Source organism: Pseudomonas sp. Pseusp21 (assembly GCF_059492145.1).
The window spans coordinates 1256345-1273608 of the sequence record NZ_CP168520.1; the positions used below are offsets into that span (position 1 = coordinate 1256345).

Below are 17264 nucleotides of genomic sequence, written 5' to 3' on the forward strand. Positions count from 1 at the left end.
CCATGACGTCCACCTCCACCGCCCCAACTCCGTTCAATCGCCTGCTGCTGACCGGCGCCGCCGGTGGCCTGGGCAAAGTCCTGCGTGAACGTCTGCGCCCGTATGCCAACGTGCTGCGCCTGTCGGACATCGCCGCCCTCGCCCCGGCCATCGATGACCGGGAAGAAGTCGTGCTCTGCGACCTCGCCGACAAAGCTGCCGTGCATCAACTGGTCGAAGGCGTGGATGCGATCCTGCACTTCGGCGGTGTCTCGGTGGAGCGCCCCTTCGAAGAAATCCTCGGCGCCAACATCTGCGGCGTATTCCATATCTATGAAGCGGCACGCCGACACGGTGTGAAGCGGGTGATCTTCGCCAGCTCCAACCATGTCATCGGCTTCTACAAACAGAACGAACACCTCGACGCCAGCTCTGCTCGTCGCCCTGACGGCTACTACGGTCTGTCCAAGTCCTACGGCGAAGACATGGCCAGTTTCTACTTCGATCGCTATGGCATCGAAACCGTCAGCATCCGCATCGGCTCGTCGTTTCCCGAACCACAGAACCGCCGAATGATGCACACCTGGCTGAGCTTCGACGACCTCACTCAACTGCTCGAACGTTCGCTGTACACCCCCAACGTCGGCCACACCGTGGTGTATGGCATGTCCGCCAACAAGGATGTGTGGTGGGACAACCGCTTCGCCAGCCACCTCGGTTTCGAGGCCAAAGACACCTCCGAAGTGTTTCGCGAAAAGGTCGAGGCGCAGCCCATGCCGGCAGCCGATGACCCGGCGCGGATCTATCAGGGCGGAGCCTTCGTTGCGGCCGGCCCGTTTGGCGATTGACCGGCGCGATTCACGTCTCCAATAAAACCAAGGGAATGAGTATGCAAGCCGAATTGATCGTCGACGCCCGCAACGCGGTGGGTGAAAGCCCGGTCTGGGTATCGCAGGAGAACGCCTTGTACTGGGTCGATATCCCCAACGGCGGCCTGCAGCGCTGGAGCGCCGACACTGGCCATGTCCATGCCTGGAAGACTCCCGAAATGCTTGCCTGCATCGCCCGCCACAGCAAGGGCGGTTGGGTTGCCGGGATGGAGAGCGGGTTCTTTCATCTGCAACCGCATGGCGATGGCAGCCTCGACAGCGACCTGCTCGCGACCGTGGAACACAACCGCCAGGACATGCGTCTGAACGACGGTCGCTGCGACCGCCAGGGCCGGTTCTGGGCCGGCAGCATGGTGCTGAACATGGGCCTGAATCTGTCCGAGGGCCGGCTCTATCGTTACGGTGCCGGGCAAACAGGCGTGATCGAGGCACAGCTTGATGGCTTCATCGTGCCCAATGGCCTGGGCTTCAGCCCGGACGGCAAAACCATGTACCTGTCGGACTCGCACCCGAACGTCCAACTGATCTGGGCTTTCGACTACGACACCGAGACAGGCACACCCTCCAACCGGCGGGTGTTCGTGGACATGAACCATTTTTACGGCCGCCCCGACGGCGCTGCCGTGGATGCCGATGGCTGCTACTGGATCTGCGCGAACGACGTCGGCCTGATCCATCGTTTCACCCCGCAAGGTCGCCTTGACCGCTCGCTGTCGGTGCCGGTGAAAAAACCCACCATGTGCGCCTTCGGCGGCAGCCGGATGGACACCTTGTTCGTGACTTCGATTCGCCCCGGCGACGACCAGGATCCGCAGTCCCTGGCCGGCGGCGTGTTCGCCCTCAACCCCGGCGTCAAAGGCCTGCCGGAGCCAATGTTCGACGATCTGCTGTAACCCGCCCTTGCTGCATTGCTGTGCCTTGAACACAAAAATAACAAGACTGGAGAACCCCTCATGGACTTCAAACGCACGTTGCTCGCCGTCGCCCTCCCCCTCGCGCTCACCTTCGGCAGCGCGGCCCAGGCGCTGGAAATCAAATTCGCCGACATCCACCCCGCCGGGTATCCGACCGTGGTCGCCGAAGAACAGTTGGGCAAGACCCTGGTTGCCGAAAGTGACGGCAAGCTGACCTTCAAGATGTTCCCCGGCGGTGTACTCGGCTCGGAAAAGGAAGTGGTCGAACAGGCCCAGGTCGGCGCCATCCAGATGGCCCGCGTCAGCCTCGGGATCGTCGGCCCTGTGGTGCCGGACGTGAACGTGTTCAACATGCCGTTCGTGTTCCGTGACCAGGCGCACATGCGCAAAATCATCGACGGTGAAATCGGTGACGAGATCCTCGACAAGATCACCAACTCCGAATTCAACCTCGTGGCGCTGGCGTGGATGGATGGCGGCACGCGCAACATCTACACCAAGAAACCGGTGCGCAGCCTGGCGGACCTCAAGGGCATGAAAATCCGCGTGCAGGGCAACCCGATGTTCATCGAGACCATCAACGCCATGGGCGGCAACGGTATCGCCATGGACACCGGCGAAATCTTCAGTGCCCTGCAGACCGGCGTCATCGATGGCGCGGAAAACAATCCGCCGACCCTGCTTGAACACAACCACTACCAGAACGCCAAGTTCTACAGCCTGACCGGGCACCTGATCCTGCCCGAGCCCATCGTGATGTCGAAAATCACCTGGGAAAAACTCAGCCCCGATCAGCAGACCCTGGTGAAAAAAGCCGCCAAGGCTGCGCAGGCCCAGGAGCGCACCTTGTGGGATGCCAAGTCGGCCAGCAGTGAAGAGAAACTCAAGGCCGCCGGCGTCGAGTTCATCACCGTCGACAAGAAACCCTTCTACGAGGCCACCGCTTCGATTCGCGAAAAATACGGCGCGCCCTACGTCGACCTGATCAAACGCATCGAAGCCGTTCAGTAACCTCCCTGCCCTCAATACAAGGCCCGGCAGCGCTGGCGTCGCTCGACCCTCACGCCTGCCCGGTTACGGTGGAACCCGATGAAGAATTTGCTGCTGCGCATCAATGACCGGATCTACATGGCCTGCATCTGGGTCGCCGGCCTGTCGGTGCTGACCATTTCCCTGATCATTCCCTGGGGCGTGTTCGCCCGTTACGTCCTCGGCACCGGCTCGAGCTGGCCGGAGCCCACCGCCATCCTGCTGATGATGGTCTTCACCTTCATCGGCGCCGCCGCCAGCTACCGCGCCGGGGCGCACATGGCGGTGGCGATGGTCACCGACCGCCTGCAACCGAACATGCGTCGAACCATGAGCATCGTTTCCCAAGTGCTCATGGGCACCATCTGCCTGTTCATGACCATCTGGGGCACCAAGCTCTGCCTGTCGACGTGGAACCAGTTCATGAGCGCCCTGCCGACATTGCGCGTCGGCATCACCTACATGCCGATCCCGATTGGCGGCGCGCTGACGCTGATTTTCGTGCTGGAAAAACTCTTGCTCGGCGATCAAAGCAATCGCCGCGTGGTGCAGTTCGACCTGGTTGAAGAAAACGAAGGGGCTGCCTGATGGACGCATTGATTCTGCTGGGCAGTTTTATCGCACTGATCCTGATCGGCATGCCGGTGGCCTATGCGCTCGGGCTGTCGGCGCTGATCGGCGCGTGGTGGATCGACATCCCGTTCCAGGCCCTGATGATTCAGGTGGCGGGCGGGGTGAACAAATTCTCGCTGCTGGCGATTCCGTTCTTTGTGCTGGCCGGCGCGATCATGGCCGAGGGCGGCATGTCGCGACGGCTGGTGGCGTTCGCCGGGGTACTGGTGGGCTTCGTGCGTGGCGGGCTGTCGCTGGTCAACATCATGGCCTCGACGTTTTTCGGTGCGATTTCCGGCTCGTCGGTGGCCGATACCGCGTCGGTGGGTTCGGTGCTGATCCCGGAAATGGAGCGCAAGGGTTATCCCCGGGACTTCTCCACGGCAGTGACCGTCAGTGGTTCGGTGCAGGCCTTGCTGACCCCGCCGAGTCACAACTCGGTGCTCTACTCGCTGGCGGCTGGCGGCACCGTGTCCATCGCTTCGCTGTTCATGGCGGGTGTCGTGCCGGGCCTGCTGATGAGCGCGTGCCTGATGGTGCTGTGCCTGATTTTCGCGCGCAAACGCGACTATCCCAAAGGCGAAGTGATCCCGATGCGCGAAGCCTTGAAGATCTGCGGCGAAGCGCTGTGGGGGCTGATGGCGATGGTGATCATTCTCGGCGGAATTCTGTCGGGGATCTTCACGGCCACCGAGTCGGCGGCCATCGCCGTGCTGTGGTCGTTTTTCGTCACCATGTTCATCTACCGCGACTACAAATGGAGTGAGCTGCCGAAACTGATGCATCGCACGGTGCGCACCATTTCCATCGTGATGATCCTGATCGGCTTCGCCGCCAGCTTCGGCTACATCATGACCCTGATGCAGATCCCGGCGAAAATCACCACGCTGTTCCTGACCCTGTCCGACAACCGCTACGTGATCCTGATGTGCATCAACGTCATGCTGCTGTTGCTCGGCACCGTGATGGACATGGCGCCGCTGATCCTGATCCTTACGCCGATTCTGATGCCGGTGATCCTCGGTATCGGCGTCGACCCGGTGCAGTTCGGCATGATCATGCTGGTCAACCTCGGTATCGGCCTGATAACGCCGCCGGTGGGCGCCGTGCTGTTCGTGGGTTCGGCGGTGGGCAAGGTCAGTATCGAAAGCACGGTGAAGGCGCTGCTGCCGTTCTATGCGGTGCTGTTCCTAGTGCTGATGCTGGTGACCTACGTTCCGGCGCTGTCGCTGTGGTTACCGCACCTGGTGTTGTAACGCGATCACTGTGGCGAGGGCGCCTGGTCCCTCGTCACAGACTTCATATCAAGCCCGCAGCAACATGTAAGCCGCAACCACCAGGCACACACTGGCAAACCCCACCTGCAACGTCCTCGCCGGTACTCGCGCGCAAAGTTGGCGACCGATGATCATGCCGACGATGCTCGCCACAATGAACGCAGCACCCAGTCGATCTATCCGCACGCCCGCGTGGAACGCGCCGATCACGCCGATGGCGGAAATCAGGCTGATGACCATCAGTGAAGTGGCGACGATCCCGCGCATCTGCACGTCGGTCAGTTGCTTGAACGCCGGCACGATCAAAAACCCGCCACCCACCCCCAGCAAACCGGACACCACACCGGTGACCGCGCCCAGTGCCGCGAGGGTCGCGGTGCATTTGGCGGTCCAGTCGAAACGGCCGGTCTGTTCATTGAGCATGCAGTTCTTCTGGCCCCAGCTGGCGTGGCCATGATCGCTCGGCCCCTCCTGCTGGCGTTCACGGCGCAGCATGCGCCACGCCACCATCACCATCAGCAGGCTGAACAGAATCATCAAAACCTTTTCCGGCAACTGATGGGCGAAGTAGATGCCCACTGGCGAAAACACCGCGCCGAGCGCTGCAATCAGCAGCGCCGCGCGATAGCGCACCAGACCGTGACGCAAACCATCGATCGCGCCGACCGCCGCCGCGCTGCCCACTGCAAACAACGCCACCGGCGCCGCTTGCGTCATCGTCCAGCCCAGCCCGAGCACCAGCGCCGGCACGGCGAGAATCCCGCCGCCGGCCCCGGTCAGACCAAGGACCAATCCCATCACCACGCCAAACAGACTTGCCAGCAACATAGCGTGTTCTCATTCGACCCTGGACAGACGCGTCAGCCATTCGCGGCCCTTGAGCATGCCGTTCCAGTAGAACCACGGCAGCAGCGTCGCCTTCAGCCACCACGCGGAGCGGCGCGGCACGGTCGGGTCGAGGGGAAAGGTCGGCAGCAATTTTCCGCCGTAGCCGAACTCGGCGAGGATCACCTTGCCCTTCTCTACCGTCAGCGGGCAGGAACCATAGCCGTCGTACTTGAGCGGCAGTGCCAGATCCTTGCGCAGGGCGAGAAGGTTTTCCGCCACCACCACGACTTGCTTGCGCACTGCCGCGGCGGTTTTCGCATGGGTGGTGCCGCAGATATCGCCCAGGGCAAACACGTCGGGATAACGCGGATGTTGCAGCGTGTGCGGATTGACCTCGCACCAGCCGCCGGCGTCGGCCAACCGACTCTGCGCGATGAAATCCGGCGAAACCTGCGGCGGGACGACGTGCAACAAATCAAAAGTCTTGGCCTGACGGGTGACATTGCCGTCCGCATCCTTGATGTCGAACCAGGCGGTTTTCGCCGCGCCGTCGACCTTTACCAGATTCGAATTGAACGCCAGCCGCGCGTTGTATTTGTCGATGTACTTCATCAGCGGCGGTACGAAGGTCGGGACGCCGAACAATGCGGCGCCGGCCAGATTGAACTCGACCTCGACCTTGCTCAGCACGTTGCGCTTGAGCCAGTGATCGCAGGACAGGTACAGCGCCTTCTGCGGCGCGCCGGCGCACTTGATCGGGATTGGCGGCTGGGTGAACAGCGCTCTGCCGCCGCGCAGTTTCTGCACCTGATCCCAGGTGTATTGCGCGTGCTGATAGCTGTAGTTGGAAGTGACGCCGTGCTGGCCGAGGCTTTCCTGCAAGCCTTCGATCTTCTCCCACGCCAGGCGCAGGCCGGGGCAGACGATCAGGTTCTGATAGGTGATGGTGCGTTGATCGTTGAGGGTGAGACGGCGCTGGTCGGGGTCGATGCCGGTCACTGCAGCCTGAATCCAGGTGGCCTGACGCGGCATCACTTTGTTCATCGGTCGGGCAGTGTCTTTGGCATCAAAGGCACCACCGCCGACCAGCGTCCACGCCGGCTGGTAGTAATGCAGGGTGCTCGGCTCGATCACCGTGATTTTCAGGCCGGGATCGCGCTTGAGCAGGCTCGCGACAAAACCGATGCCGGCAGTGCCGCCGCCGATGACCACGATGTCCGCACTGATGGATGGGCCCCAGTGTTGATCGTTCATTGTTTGTTCCTTATGGCTGCACGCAAGGATAGCCGGGTCTATTGCGCCCAGCTTTTGAGCACGGCTCCGCAGTAGAGTCCGGAAAGGGTTTTCATCACCTGGATCACTTCGTGACTGGCGAGACCGTAAAAAATGTACTTGCCTTCACGACGGGTCGCGACCAGCCCTTCATCACGCAGGATACCCAGCTGCTGGGACAGGGTCGGCTGCCGCACGCCGGTCATTTTCTCCAGCTCGCCGACGTTGCGCTCGCCCTGGGTCAGCTGGCACAGGATCAGCAGCCGATCTTCATTGGCCAATGCCTTGAGCAGCGAACAGGCCTTGGAAGCCGAGGCGCGCAGTTGGGCGACTTCACATTCGGTCAGACTGGATTGCATTTGCAGGATGCCTTCAACGTCACTTAAGCTGCGGACATTATGTGTTTACATAAAGTGTTGCAACCCACGACTGACTTTTCGTCCTCTGCCACAGGTTCATGTCCATGCCCGCGTTGATTGAAGCCTTTCTCGACCCCGCCTCCTCGACCTACAGCTACGTGGTCTACGAAGCCGACGGTGGGCAATGCGCGATCGTCGATCCGGTGCTCGATTACGACGGTGCCGCCGGTCGCACCTGCACGGCACAGGCGGACAGGATCATCGCCTTTGTTCGCGCCCATAACCTGCAAGTGCAGTGGCTGCTGGAAACCCACGCCCACGCCGATCACCTGTCCGCCGCGCCGTACCTGCGCCGGGAACTGGGCGGGAAAATCGCGATTGGCGAATCGATCAGCAAAGTGCAAAACGTGTTCAAGGCGCTTTTCAATCTGGAGCCGGAATTTCGTGTCGACGGCTCGCAGTTCGATCACCTGTTCGCACCCAACGAGTCGTTCCGGATCGGCAATCTCAAGGCCACCGCCCTGCACGTCCCCGGCCACACTCCGGCGGATATGGCGTATCTGATCGACGGCGAACAGATCCTGGTGGGCGACACACTGTTCATGCCCGACGTCGGCACCGCCCGTTGCGACTTCCCCGGCGGCAACGCACATCAACTGTTCAATTCGATTCACAAGCTGCTGGCCTTCCCCGCCAGCGTGAAGCTTTACGTCTGCCACGACTACCCGCCGCTGGGTCGCGACTCGCAGTGCCAGACCACCGTGGGTGAACAGCGCAAAAGCAATATCCATGTGCATGACGGCGTCGATGAAGCCACGTTCGTTGAAATGCGCACGCGGCGGGACGCGGGGTTGGGAATGCCGACGCTGTTGCTGCCGGCGATTCAGGTGAATGTGCGGGCGGGGGATTTTCCGGCGGCGGAAGATAACGGCGTTGTGTACCTGAAGATTCCGCTCAACAAACTGTAATCAACTGATCGGAAGCGGGACGCGGAGCGTCCATGGCGGCATTCCCACCCAGAGCGTAGGAACGATCATCTTCAAGCACCCAATGTCAAACCGTTCGCCGGCAACGGCAACGCCGTCTTGTAGCGCACCTGCTTGAGCGCAAAGCTCGACCGAATGTTGGCCACGCCCGGCACCTTGGTCAGAAAGTCCATCATGAAGCGCTCGAGCGACTGGATGGTTGGTACCAGCACCCGGATCAGATAGTCCGGGTCGCCGGCCATCAAGTAGCACTCCATGACCTCCGGGCGATCGGAAATCGCCTCTTCGAAATGCTGCAGGGCCTCTTCCACCTGCTTCTCCAGGCTGACGTGAATGAACACGTTGACGTGCAGCCCCAGCAGGTCGGCATCCAGCAGGGTTACCTGCTCGCGGATCAGCCCCAGTTCCTCCATCGCCTTGACCCGGTTGAAGCACGGCGTCGGCGACAGATTGACCGATCGGGCCAGGTCGGCGTTGGTGATGCGCGCGTTCTCTTGAAGGCTGTTGAGAATGCCGATATCGGTACGGTCCAGTTTGCGCATGAGACAAAACCACCTGTTTTTTATGTTTATGCAGAATTTCTATCTGCAAATGATCTTCAGCGCAACGAAACAGAGAGAAATATTCTTCTTGGCCGGGCCTATGATTGTTGTAGGACAAGATTTCTTTTATCGAAGAATGACTGCCAGCTCACTACAAGAAATTCACAAGATCGAGCGTAGAAGCCATGACCCAAGCGTATGAACCGCTGCGTCTGCACGTCCCTGAACCCTCGGGCCGCCCAGGCTGCAAAACCGATTTCTCCTACCTGCATCTGACCGATGCCGGCACGGTGCGCAAACCTTCCATCGACGTAGAACCGGCCGACACCGCCGACCTGGCCCGTGGCCTGATCCGCGTGCTTGATGACCAGGGCAACGCACTCGGCCCATGGGCCGAAAACGTGCCGGTCGAGATCCTGCGCAAAGGCATGCGCGCCATGCTCAAGACCCGCATCTACGACAACCGCATGGTGGTCGCCCAGCGTCAGAAAAAAATGTCGTTCTACATGCAGAGCCTCGGCGAAGAAGCCATCGGCAGCGCTCAGGCCCTGGCCTTGAACATCGACGACATGTGCTTCCCGACCTACCGCCAGCAAAGCATCCTGATGGCCCGCGACGTGCCATTGGTCGACCTGATCTGCCAACTGCTGTCCAACGAGCGCGATCCGCTCAAGGGCCGTCAGTTGCCGATCATGTACTCGGTCAAGGATGCGGGTTTCTTCACCATTTCCGGCAACCTCGCCACCCAATTCATTCAAGGCGTGGGCTGGGGCATGGCCTCAGCGATCAAGGGCGACACCAAAATCGCCTCGGCCTGGATCGGCGACGGTGCCACCGCCGAATCGGACTTCCACACCGCCCTCACCTTCGCCCACGTTTACCGTGCGCCGGTGATCCTCAACGTGGTCAACAACCAGTGGGCGATTTCGACCTTCCAGGCCATCGCCGGTGGTGAAGCCACCACCTTCGCCGGACGCGGCGTCGGTTGCGGCATCGCCTCGCTGCGGGTGGATGGCAACGATTTCTACGCGGTCTACGCCGCCTCCGCCTGGGCTGCCGAACGCGCCCGCCGCGGCCTCGGCCCGACCATGATCGAATGGGTCACCTACCGCGCCGGCCCGCACTCGACCTCCGACGATCCGTCCAAGTACCGTCCTGCCGACGACTGGAGCCACTTCCCGCTGGGCGACCCGATTGCCCGCCTGAAACAGCACCTGATCAAGGTCGGCCACTGGTCGGAAGAGGAGCACGCCGCCGTCAGCGCCGAGCTCGAAGCCGAAGTGATCGCCGCGCAGAAACAGGCCGAACAGTACGGCACCCTCGCCGGCGGCCAGATTCCAAGCGCCGCGACCATGTTCGAAGACGTCTACAAAGAGATGCCGGAGCACTTGAAGCGCCAGCGTCAGCAGTTGGGGATCTGACATGAACGATCACAACAACAATATTCAGTTGGAAACCGCCATGACCACGACCACCATGACCATGATCCAGGCCCTGCGCTCGGCCATGGATGTGATGCTTGAGCGTGACGACAACGTGGTGGTGTTCGGCCAGGACGTCGGTTACTTCGGCGGCGTGTTCCGTTGCACCGAAGGCTTGCAGACCAAGTACGGCACCTCGCGGGTGTTCGATGCGCCGATCTCCGAAAGCGGTATCGTCGGCGTCGCGGTGGGCATGGGCGCTTATGGCTTGCGTCCGGTGGCCGAGATTCAGTTCGCCGACTACGTGTACCCGGCGTCCGACCAGATCATTTCCGAAGCCGCCCGTCTGCGTTATCGCTCGGCCGGCGAGTTCACCGCCCCGATGACCCTGCGCATGCCGTGCGGCGGTGGCATCTACGGCGGCCAGACCCACAGCCAGAGCATCGAGGCGATGTTCACTCAGGTCTGCGGCCTGCGCACCGTCATGCCGTCCAACCCGTATGACGCCAAAGGCCTGCTGATCGCCTCCATCGAAAACGATGACCCGGTGATCTTCCTCGAGCCAAAACGCCTGTACAACGGCCCGTTCGACGGGCACCACGACCGCCCGGTAACCCCGTGGTCGAAACACCCGCAAGCCCAGGTGCCGGACGGTTACTACACCGTGCCGCTGGACGTGGCCGCCATCACCCGTCCGGGCAAGGACGTGACCGTGCTGACCTACGGCACCACCGTTTACGTATCGCAAGTCGCCGCCGAAGAATCCGGTGTGGATGCGGAAGTCATCGATCTGCGCAGCCTGTGGCCGCTGGATCTGGAAACCATCGTCAAATCCGTGAAGAAAACCGGTCGTTGCGTCGTGGTTCACGAAGCCACCCGCACCTGCGGTTTCGGCGCCGAACTGGTGTCGCTGGTGCAAGAGCATTGCTTCCACCACCTGGAAGCGCCGATCGAACGCGTCACTGGTTGGGACACCCCCTACCCGCACGCGCAGGAGTGGGCGTATTTCCCTGGGCCGTCCCGAGTGGGCGCGGCGCTGAAACGGGTCATGGAGGTCTGAATGGGCACGCACGTTATCAAGATGCCGGACATCGGCGAAGGCATCGCAGAAGTAGAACTGTCGCAGTGGCACGTCAAGGTTGGCGATCTGGTCGTTGAGGATCAGGTGCTGGCGGATGTGATGACCGACAAGGCGATGGTCGATATTCCCTCGCCAGTCCACGGCAAGGTGATTGCGCTGGGCGGTCAGCCGGGTGAAGTGATGGCGGTCGGCAGTGTGCTGATCAGCATCGAGGTCGAGGGCGCCGGCAATCTGAAGGAGTCGGACAAACCGGCGCCAGTTACGGCGAAAGAAACGCCAGTCGCACCCAAAGTTGAAGCTGTCGTTGAAAGCAAACCCGCCGCGCCGCGTACGGCTCCGGTTTGCCAGGGCCCGGTGGTCGCTCGCGAAGCCGATGAGCGTCCGCTGGCCTCGCCGGCCGTGCGCAAGCATGCGCTGGACCTGGGCATTCAATTGCGTCTGGTGCGCGGTTCCGGCCCGGCCGGTCGCGTGTTGCACGAAGACCTCGAGGCGTATCTGGCGCAAGGTCAATCGAACGCTTCGGCGCCGGTCGCTGCCGCGTACGCCCAGCGTCACGATGAAGAACAGATTCAAGTGATCGGCATGCGCCGCAAGATTGCCCAGCGCATGCAGGACGCTACTCAGCGTGCTGCGCACTTCAGCTATGTCGAGGAAATCGACGTCACCGCAATTGAAGAACTGCGTGCCCATCTGAACGAAAAACACGGCGCCAGCCGTGGCAAGCTGACCTTGCTGCCGTTCCTGGTGCGTGCACTGGTCGTTGCCCTGCGCGACTTCCCGCAGATGAACGCCCGCTACGACGACGAAGCCCAGGTCATCACCCGCCTCGGCGCGGTGCATGTCGGCGTCGCTACGCAAAGCGATGTCGGCCTGATGGTGCCGGTCGTGCGTCACGCAGAAGCTCGCAGCCTGTGGGACAGCGCGGCGGAAATCTCCCGCCTGGCCACCGCTGCACGCAACGGCAAGGCGAGCCGCGATGAGCTGTCCGGCTCGACCATCACCCTGACCAGCCTCGGCGCCCTTGGCGGCATCGTCAGTACCCCGGTGCTGAACCTGCCGGAAGTGGCCATCGTCGGCGTGAACAAAATCGTCGAACGTCCGATGGTCGTCAAAGGCCAAGTGGTGATCCGCAAGATGATGAACCTCTCCAGCTCCTTCGATCACCGCGTGGTCGACGGTATGGACGCGGCGCTCTTCATCCAGGCCATTCGTGGCTTGCTCGAACAACCCGCGACCCTGTTTGTGGAGTGATGGCATGCAATCTCTGAACACCACGCTGCTGATCATTGGTGGCGGCCCCGGCGGTTACGTGACGGCCATTCGTGCCGGGCAACTGGGCATTTCGACCATTCTGGTCGAGGGCGAATCGCTGGGCGGCACCTGCCTGAACATCGGCTGCATTCCGTCGAAAGCGCTGATCCATGTGGCCGAGCAGTTTCACCAGACTCAACATCACAACCAGCATTCGGCACTGGGCATCAGCGTTTCGGCGCCGACCCTCGACATCACCAAGAGCGTCGAATGGAAGGACGGCATCGTTGATCGCCTGACCACCGGCGTCGCCGCGTTGCTGAAGAAGCACAAGGTTCAGGTCATCAATGGCTGGGCCAAGGTCATCGACGGCAAGACCGTGGAAGTCGGCGATACCCGCATCCAGTGCGAGCATCTGGTGCTGGCCACCGGATCGAAAAGCGTCAACCTGCCGATCCTGCCGATTGGCGGGCCGATCATTTCGTCCACCGAAGCGCTGGCACCGAAGTCGGTTCCGAAACGCTTGATCGTGGTCGGCGGAGGTTACATCGGCCTGGAGCTGGGCATTGCCTATCGCAAGCTCGGTGCCGAGGTCAGCGTGGTAGAGGCGCAGGATCGCATTCTGCCGGCCTACGACGCCGAACTGACCCAACCGGTGCACGACGCGCTGAAGCAACTCGGCGTAAAGCTGTATTTGAAACACAGCGTGCTGGGTTTCGACGGGACTTTGCAGGTGCGCGATCCAAACGGCGACATGCTGAATCTGGAAACCGATCAGGTGCTGGTGGCTGTCGGTCGCAAACCCAATACCCAGGGCTGGAACCTTGAAGCCCTGAACCTGGACATGAACGGCTCGGCGATCAAGATCGACAGCCGTTGCCAGACCAGTATGCGCAACGTCTACGCCATTGGCGACCTGAGCGGCGAGCCGATGCTGGCCCACCGCGCCATGGCTCAGGGCGAGATGGTTGCCGAGCTGATCAGCGGCAAGACCCGCGAGTTCAACCCGACCGCCATCGCTGCCGTGTGCTTTACCGACCCGGAACTGGTGGTGGTCGGCAAGACCCCGGACGAGGCCAAAGCGGCAGGACTGGACTGCATCGTGTCGAACTTCCCGTTCGCGGCCAATGGCCGGGCGATGACCCTGGAATCGAAAACCGGCTTCGTGCGGGTGGTCGCTCGTCGGGACAACCATGTGATTGTCGGTTGGCAGGCGGTGGGTGTCGGGGTATCGGAATTGTCGACCGCGTTCGCCCAAAGTCTGGAAATGGGTGCGCGACTGGAAGACATCGGCGGCACCATCCATGCGCATCCGACCTTGGGTGAAGCGGTGCAGGAAGCGGCGTTGCGTGCGCTTGGGCACGCGTTGCACCTGTAACTCTCGGTCGCAGATCGTTCCCACGCTCCGCGTGGGAATGCCTCCACGGACGCTCCGCGTTCGGCTGTTGGGACGCAGAGCGTCCCGGACTGCATTCCCACGCAGAGCGTGGGAACGATCAAAGGCAGAGATTTCGGGCTGCGAAACCGCTCAAGAATGAAGTATTGTTGTGCCCATCCAAAAAAACGTCAGAAGCCTTGAACCGCTTCGGCGGTTGTTCAGTGATAGAGGGTGTCATGGGTAACGAAAGCATCAACTGGGACAAGCTGGGTTTTGACTACATCAAGACCGACAAACGCTATCTGTCGTACTTTCGCAACGGCGAGTGGGACAAAGGCACCCTGACCGAAGACAACGTGCTGCACATCAGCGAAGGCTCCACTGCCCTTCACTATGGCCAGCAATGCTTCGAAGGCCTGAAGGCCTATCGTTGCAAGGACGGCTCGATCAACCTGTTCCGTCCCGACCAGAACGCCGCGCGCATGCAACGCAGCTGCGCCCGCCTGCTGATGCCGCATGTGTCCACCGAGCAGTTCATCGAAGCGTGCAAGGAAGTGGTTCGCGCCAACGAGCGTTTCATCCCGCCTTACGGCACCGGCGGCGCGCTGTACCTGCGTCCGTTCGTGATCGGCGTGGGTGACAACATCGGCGTGCGTACCGCACCCGAATTCATCTTCTCGATCTTCTGCATTCCGGTTGGCGCCTACTTCAAGGGCGGCTTGACCCCGCACAACTTCCAGATCTCCACCTTCGACCGCGCCGCGCCACAAGGCACCGGTGCCGCCAAGGTCGGTGGCAACTACGCCGCCAGCCTGATGCCGGGTTCCCAGGCCAAGAAAGCGCACTTCGCTGACGCCATCTACCTGGATCCGCTGACCCACAAGAAGATCGAAGAAGTCGGTTCGGCCAACTTCTTCGGGATCACCCACGACAACAAGTTCGTGACCCCGAACTCGCCGTCAGTACTGCCAGGCATCACCCGTCTGTCGCTGATCGAACTGGCCAAGTCCCGTCTGGGCCTGGAAGTGGTCGAAGGCGACGTGTTCATCGACAAGCTGTCGGACTTCAAAGAGGCCGGTGCTTGCGGTACTGCTGCGGTGATCACCCCGATCGGCGGCATCAGCTACAACGACCACCTGCACGTCTTCCACAGCGAAACCGAAGTCGGCCCGGTCACCCAGAAGCTCTACAAAGAGCTGACCGGCGTGCAGACCGGCGACGTTGAAGCGCCAGCAGGCTGGATCGTCAAGGTTTGATCTGACGGCCAGATGCACAAAAGCCCCCATCGAGTGATCGATGGGGGCTTTTTTATTCGTTTGGCTCGGTGGCCTTCATGGCAATCCGCTTGCCCGCGCGACCGGCAATCCCGCTCGCCTGTCCGTTCTGCTGCTTGCCCATTCGCGCCTGGGTAATCAATCCGGGAATCAGCTCTCCTTCCGGCAGGTTCTTCCAGAACCGCGTCGGCAAATGCCCCTGCATGACTTTCTCGTTCAAACGCGCCGGGTTGAAGATGTGGCTGTAGTACGTCAGCCATAAGTCCCCGTGGGGATCATCGACGTTCTGCGCCAGTTGCTGCCACTCCAGCGGACACTGACGTTCATGGATCAGTTGTTCACCATCGTAATAAACCCCATCGCGGGGCGTGGCGATCAGCCAGCGATGCCGGCCCATGCGCCCGATAAAGTGTTCGCTGGCGCTGTGCAGAATGTCGTGGGCCGGCTCGTGCCATGCGACGTATTGCGGGCCCGGCAGCTCTGGCGGGCGCTCGATGAAGCGCACGAACGCATGCAGATGATGGGCTTCGCGCTGCACCTGCTTGATCCGCCGCTGTAACTCGCTGCCCAGTTTGTCGCCGGCCATCATTGCCGTGCGATCACCATGGCTGACCCGCCACAGCACTTCATACAGCAGACTCCAGCGTTGATCGCCACGGTAGCGTGACGCCTGTTCCAGAGTGTCGAGCAACGCACGCGGAATACGCGCCTGAAATGGCCCCTGCCCCTCGGGCACCGACACGTCACTGGCAAACAGATCACTCACGCCTTCCGACGCCCAGCTCACCAGACTCGGATCGATTTCATGGCTGAGCAGCCAGCGCGCCTGTTGGCGCCAGATGTCGAACAGGTCGTCGCAGTCAAGGTTGATCATCCCCACAGCCCCATCTGTTGCGGCATTGGTCGGTCGCGCAATTGCTGATAAAGCATCTGGCTGGTGACTTCTGCCTGCTGCGGGTGGTAATCGCTGGTGATGATGAACGGTTTGGCCTTGGCCAGCACACAGCGCATGCGCGCCACGTCTTCGTAGCGAATGCGCCGCTGCCGACGCAGTTCCACCAGACGTTCGGTGGTGCGCAAGCCGATGCCGGGAATGCGTGAAATCAACGCCGGTTCGGCACGATTGAGATCCAGCGGGAATACCTCGCGATTCTGTAGCGCCCAGGCCAGTTTCGGGTCGATGTCCAACGCCAGATTGCCCGGCCCCGTGAGCAACTCACCGGCGGTATAGCCATAACCGCGCAACAGGAAATCCGCCTGATACAAGCGGTGCTCGCGCATCAGCGGCGGTGCGGCCAACGGCACGCTTTTCGGACTGTCGGGAATCGGGCTGAACGCCGAGTAATAGACCCGGCGCAGACGGAAGTTGCCATACAAAGCTTGAGCGCTGTGCAGGATGGTGCTGTCGTCGGTGTCATCGGCACCGACGATCATCTGCGTGCTCTGCCCGGCCGGGGCGAACTTTGGTGCGCGGGGTTCGTTGAGCACGGTCTGCACGCCGGTGTAGATGGTATTCATCGCCTGCTTGATCGAACCGATGTGCTTCTCCGGCGCCAGGGTTTGCAGGCTGGCATCGGTGGGCAATTCGATGTTGACGCTCAAGCGGTCGGCATAACGCCCGGCCTCTTCGATCAGAACGGGATCCGCGTCAGGGATGGTCTTGAGATGAATGTAGCCACGGAACTCATGCTCTTCGCGCAACAGCTTCGCGACGCGCACCAGTTGCTCCATGGTGTAGTCCGCCGAGCGAATGATCCCCGAGCTGAGGAACAACCCGCTGACGCAGTTGCGCCGGTAGAAATCCAGCGTCAGCGTCACCACTTCCTCGGGCGTGAAACGCGCACGGGGCACGTCGCTGGAGCGCCGGTTGACGCAGTATTGGCAGTCGTAGAGACAGAAATTGGTCAGCAGAATCTTGAGCAGCGACACACAACGCCCGTCCGGCGTGTAGCTGTGGCAGATGCCCATGCCATCGGTCGACCCCAGCCCGCTCTTGCCCTCGGAACTGCGCTTGGGCGCGCCACTGCTGGCGCAGGAGGCGTCGTACTTGGCGGCGTCGGCGAGGATGCTGAGCTTGTCGATGATTTGCATGGCACGGACTCGATACTGTTCGCATATACAGTATAGAGAGCGATTGGCTCACACAAGGCGCAATACCGCTCTTCGTCGGA

Annotated in this window: 17 protein-coding genes; 11 read left to right on the forward strand and 6 right to left on the reverse strand. The window is 61.5% G+C overall.

What is annotated here, in order from left to right; all coding sequences use genetic code 11:
- Positions 1–2: 2 nt before the first annotated feature.
- From ACEN93_RS05480 to ACEN93_RS05500, 5 genes are all read left to right on the forward strand, one after another.
- Entirely contained in the window at positions 3–827 is an 825-nt protein-coding gene (locus ACEN93_RS05480) for an NAD-dependent epimerase/dehydratase family protein (RefSeq protein WP_495611159.1), read from the forward strand.
- A 41-nt stretch (positions 828–868) separates the two neighbouring features.
- Positions 869–1762 (forward strand): SMP-30/gluconolactonase/LRE family protein, encoded by an 894-nt coding sequence (locus ACEN93_RS05485; RefSeq protein WP_495611160.1) that lies wholly within the window; start codon positions 869–871, stop codon positions 1760–1762.
- A gap of 60 nt (positions 1763–1822) precedes the next feature.
- The gene (locus ACEN93_RS05490; RefSeq protein WP_064597546.1) at positions 1823–2794 is read left to right on the forward strand and encodes a TRAP transporter substrate-binding protein; all 972 of its coding nucleotides are present in this window, start codon (positions 1823–1825) and stop codon (positions 2792–2794) included.
- 78 nt (positions 2795–2872) lie between these two features.
- Complete coding sequence (locus ACEN93_RS05495; protein WP_074688820.1) at positions 2873–3400, forward strand: TRAP transporter small permease; 528 nt, start codon at positions 2873–2875, stop codon at positions 3398–3400.
- Positions 3400–4680, forward strand: coding sequence for a TRAP transporter large permease (locus ACEN93_RS05500; protein WP_039767236.1), 1281 nt, complete (start codon positions 3400–3402; stop codon positions 4678–4680). The genes ACEN93_RS05495 and ACEN93_RS05500 overlap by 1 nt, the downstream gene beginning before the upstream one ends.
- 48 nt (positions 4681–4728) lie before the next feature.
- Here ACEN93_RS05500 and ACEN93_RS05505 read toward each other — a convergent pair whose 3' ends face one another.
- The 3 genes from ACEN93_RS05505 to ACEN93_RS05515 are packed head-to-tail and all read right to left on the reverse strand — an operon-like array spanning position 4729 to position 7160.
- Complete coding sequence (locus tag ACEN93_RS05505) at positions 4729–5529, reverse strand: sulfite exporter TauE/SafE family protein (protein ID WP_064597548.1); 801 nt, start codon at positions 5527–5529, stop codon at positions 4729–4731.
- A gap of 9 nt (positions 5530–5538) precedes the next feature.
- Complete coding sequence (locus tag ACEN93_RS05510; RefSeq protein WP_495611161.1) at positions 5539–6783, reverse strand: NAD(P)/FAD-dependent oxidoreductase; 1245 nt, start codon at positions 6781–6783, stop codon at positions 5539–5541.
- Positions 6784–6821: 38 nt separating this feature from the next.
- The gene (locus ACEN93_RS05515) at positions 6822–7160 is read right to left on the reverse strand and encodes an ArsR/SmtB family transcription factor (RefSeq protein ID WP_007952897.1); all 339 of its coding nucleotides are present in this window, start codon (positions 7158–7160) and stop codon (positions 6822–6824) included.
- A 104-nt stretch (positions 7161–7264) separates the two neighbouring features.
- On the opposite strand from ACEN93_RS05515, the gene ACEN93_RS05520 reads away from it, so the two are divergent.
- Entirely contained in the window at positions 7265–8128 is an 864-nt protein-coding gene (locus ACEN93_RS05520) for an MBL fold metallo-hydrolase (protein WP_163975737.1), read from the forward strand.
- Positions 8129–8199: 71 nt separating this feature from the next.
- Here ACEN93_RS05520 and bkdR read toward each other — a convergent pair whose 3' ends face one another.
- Entirely contained in the window at positions 8200–8688 is a 489-nt protein-coding gene (gene bkdR / locus ACEN93_RS05525) for a Bkd operon transcriptional regulator BkdR (protein WP_025111414.1), read from the reverse strand.
- A 185-nt stretch (positions 8689–8873) separates the two neighbouring features.
- On the opposite strand from bkdR, the gene ACEN93_RS05530 reads away from it, so the two are divergent.
- The 5 genes from ACEN93_RS05530 to ACEN93_RS05550 all read left to right on the forward strand — a co-directional run bounded on the left by ACEN93_RS05530 (position 8874) and on the right by ACEN93_RS05550 (position 15075).
- Positions 8874–10109, forward strand: a complete 1236-nt coding sequence (locus ACEN93_RS05530; RefSeq protein WP_007965287.1) for a 3-methyl-2-oxobutanoate dehydrogenase (2-methylpropanoyl-transferring) subunit alpha — start codon at positions 8874–8876, stop codon at positions 10107–10109.
- A 1-nt stretch (position 10110) separates the two neighbouring features.
- The gene (locus ACEN93_RS05535) at positions 10111–11169 is read left to right on the forward strand and encodes an alpha-ketoacid dehydrogenase subunit beta (protein WP_003224000.1); all 1059 of its coding nucleotides are present in this window, start codon (positions 10111–10113) and stop codon (positions 11167–11169) included.
- The gene (locus ACEN93_RS05540) at positions 11170–12441 is read left to right on the forward strand and encodes a dihydrolipoamide acetyltransferase family protein (RefSeq protein WP_414882812.1); all 1272 of its coding nucleotides are present in this window, start codon (positions 11170–11172) and stop codon (positions 12439–12441) included.
- A gap of 4 nt (positions 12442–12445) precedes the next feature.
- Complete coding sequence (lpdA, locus tag ACEN93_RS05545; RefSeq protein ID WP_085667561.1) at positions 12446–13819, forward strand: dihydrolipoyl dehydrogenase; 1374 nt, start codon at positions 12446–12448, stop codon at positions 13817–13819.
- A 236-nt stretch (positions 13820–14055) separates the two neighbouring features.
- Positions 14056–15075, forward strand: coding sequence for a branched-chain amino acid aminotransferase (locus tag ACEN93_RS05550; protein ID WP_085667560.1), 1020 nt, complete (start codon positions 14056–14058; stop codon positions 15073–15075).
- Between the two features lie 52 nt (positions 15076–15127).
- Here the strand turns inward: ACEN93_RS05550 and ACEN93_RS05555 are convergent, their stop codons facing one another.
- The gene (locus tag ACEN93_RS05555; RefSeq protein WP_495611162.1) at positions 15128–15967 is read right to left on the reverse strand and encodes a TIGR03915 family putative DNA repair protein; all 840 of its coding nucleotides are present in this window, start codon (positions 15965–15967) and stop codon (positions 15128–15130) included.
- Positions 15964–17184 (reverse strand): putative DNA modification/repair radical SAM protein, encoded by a 1221-nt coding sequence (locus tag ACEN93_RS05560; protein ID WP_163975743.1) that lies wholly within the window; start codon positions 17182–17184, stop codon positions 15964–15966. The genes ACEN93_RS05555 and ACEN93_RS05560 overlap by 4 nt, the downstream gene beginning before the upstream one ends.
- Between the last annotated feature and the right edge of the window lie 80 nt (positions 17185–17264).